The organism is Gammaproteobacteria bacterium, assembly GCA_003696665.1.
Lineage (GTDB): Bacteria > Pseudomonadota > Gammaproteobacteria > Enterobacterales.
This window is the reverse complement of the sequence record RFGJ01000673.1, coordinates 1-2,738: the sequence shown is the minus strand read 5'-3', so window position 1 is coordinate 2,738 and position 2,738 is coordinate 1. Positions and strand designations below refer to the sequence as shown.

Below are 2,738 nucleotides of genomic sequence, written 5' to 3'. Positions count from 1 at the left end.
CCCTATGATGTTGTTGGAACCCCTGTGGCATGTTTTCCTCCTTTAGCGTTGATGATACAAGTGCAGAAACAGCGGCACCCGGAACTTCGACCCAAACTGTTCAATCGGCATCTTCAATCCCTCAGTCAGTTCCGCCATCGCTTCTTTGCGTTGCTCTTTGCGTATACTTTTATTTCGTTCCAGCAGCCGCCAGGTGCGATAAGCAAACCATGACTGCCAAATCGCATTTTCATAATCCGGTCGGCTGGATTTCAGTTTTTCCGACATCCATGCCAACTCCTGGAGACGGTATAGGTAACCGGTACTCAAATCGTAGCGCCGGCTTAATTCTCTGATGCCTTCATGGGTCTTCCACAATGCTTCGAAATCGTGCCAGCTTGCTGTTTCGCCGAAGAGCGTAAGCGCATTTTTCCCTTCCAACCCTTTGGACGATTCAAGTGCATCCTCGGCCATAGTTCCCAGACTCGGCACAGGAAGTCCTGGCTTGCTCATCACGATGCCAGCAGAAAAATGTAATTCTTCATTGCGAGCCACCCAGCGAGAGAAATCCTCACGCATCCGCCGTGCCAGATGAACTGTGCTATGCCATGGACCAAGCAGAAAAAAATCGTCCCCACCGGCAAAAACGGTATACGTGTTGGGAAACTCTTGCTTGCAAAGTACTGGCAAGTGTACGGCAAAAAAAGCATTGACCTGTCGGGATAGCGACGCCCATTTGGCAAATGTCGGACGTTCAAGCCCTTTTTCGAAAATACGCCCCAGATTATCGACATCTCCTTTGAGCACAGCCAACGCTTCCGCACCATGCCAATGCCCTTGCTCATCCACCCACCAATCATCTCTGGCAAGGTGTTCAAAGGTTTTGGGGGCATGAGCATCCCATTCATTGTCTTCTTCCAAACCACGGTAGCGATCTGCTTCCCAAGCGTTGGCATCGCCCATCAGAGGGACATGCGCATTGATGTTGCGGCGCGCATAGCCTGAAAACAGTACTTGGTCCGGCGATTCGGGGCATGAAAAATCCCAGGCTCTACGAAGCGATCCCTTTTTTGCCAACGCGCCGAACATGCCACTGGCCTCCTCTGCCCCCGTAAAACTCACATAATAACCGAGCATCGGCAGACGCAGGGTGTTGTGCTGAAGATCATGTGTGCTTACGAGCACCCGACTCTTGTGAGCCAGGTACTTGCCGATACGAATCTGATCGGCAGCCAGTACGCTCATTGGACAGCCATCCACCTCCTCCTGCGCTGGTGAGCGACCATCAACCGCGCATACGCCCAATTCGGCATCGAATGAATCAAGGAACTCCTTCATCACAGGCTCTACCGAATCACTCGAACAGAGACTGAAACGCGCAAACTTTTTCCGCTCCACCTTTGCGAACAGTCGTTCAATCAAGAGCCGAAAGCGCGGCACGCCACTTTCCTGACCGACAAAATCGTTACAGGCAGCCTCTAGCCAGCTCAGGCCGATTCCGGACTGACCATAGGTGTGCGTTAGAAACCATCCATCCATCTCTCTTTGAATGTTTTCCAATTGTTGTACAACCTGATCGGTATTCGGCGCAACAATCAGGAACTTACCCGCCGCATTGATCACCTGACTGGTTGGCGGCAGCCCAAGCGTATCCAGGATTTTCAGCGAAGCGCACTCGGTTAGAAGTGACACCTGAAATGAGCGCCCACGCAACAACTTGGCCGCTTTTTTCCTGGACTCACCACCAGCCGCCAAAATGAAGTCCTGAATCCCGAAAAAATCCCCCATAATCAGCAGAAACTTCTTCTCATCCCAATCGGAGCGATCCTTCAACGCCATACTCGCGTGGTCGTCACAACGATCTTTCTCCTCATGCCAACGCCAGAGCGCGACGGCCAAAGCCGCCGTAGTACGAGAATGATCGTAGAGAGACACATCGGGTTTTGCGCCGCCAGCCGTAGCCGAAGGAATCGCATGTGTAAAGGTCAACCAGAGCGAATCGAAATGATCCAGCCACAAAGGCCACTGCTTGCGATGCGATGAGGGAATATCCTCCAAACTCGACACAAAGGCCTCCCATAGCTTCCTGTATTCATGCTGAGCGTTGCGGTTGTCATTCCCCTCACAGTCTGAGGAAGGCATGGGAAACATGGATGATGGTCGCATAGATTCCAAAGGATAGCGCCATAAAAGATCGCCTTTCTTCTTTGGACTCTTAGTTTTCTCGATATGAATTTGTTCAAACAGCGTGAGCAATCGAGCAGTATAATGGTTCCGGCCGGTCGATGTTTTTTCATCGGCTTTGTTGTAGCGTTCGAAACTTTCCCGCTCAAAACCGGAAGCTACTCGATCGGCAGTGGCGACAACCCACTGCAGAAAGGTTTGCGGTTTATGATGACCAGCAGCCGCATTGATCAGCGAATCGGCCACATCTTCGCTCCTCCACGAAGCAAAAGGGGAGACATCGTCACCCACAAGGTCGGGCATTTGCTTTTCTATCAGATCTATTGCCATGCCGGTGTAGGCAGCATGAATATGCGTAAAGTAACCCGTCGCATCGGTAAATTCCTTCTGGTGCGGGCAATAAAGCTGCTTGTTGGCATCGGCAGTTTCACCAGCCACTTCGAGCCTTGCACGTTCAGCAAACTTGCCTGCGTCGTGCAACATGGCAGCCAAGGCCATCCGGCAAGATGCGTCCATCAATGATCTCATGCATCAACCTCCATCTCATAGCATCCTAGGCCCATCGTCGCGAGCTT

The 2,738-nt window shown here is 51.8% G+C and carries 1 protein-coding gene; it reads right to left on the bottom strand.

Going from position 1 to position 2,738, the window contains the following annotated elements:
- Positions 1–42: 42 nt before the first annotated feature.
- Complete coding sequence (gene cas10, locus D6694_15910) at positions 43–2,691, bottom strand: type III-A CRISPR-associated protein Cas10/Csm1 (GenBank protein RMH32485.1); 2,649 nt, start codon at positions 2,689–2,691, stop codon at positions 43–45.
- Positions 2,692–2,738: the final 47 nt, after the last annotated feature.

What these genes read in the sequence shown, in the direction of transcription:
- cas10 (RMH32485.1), bottom strand. Translation starts at nt 2,691, where the DNA reads ATGAGATCATTGATGGACGCATCTTGCCGGATGGCCTTGGCTGCCATG.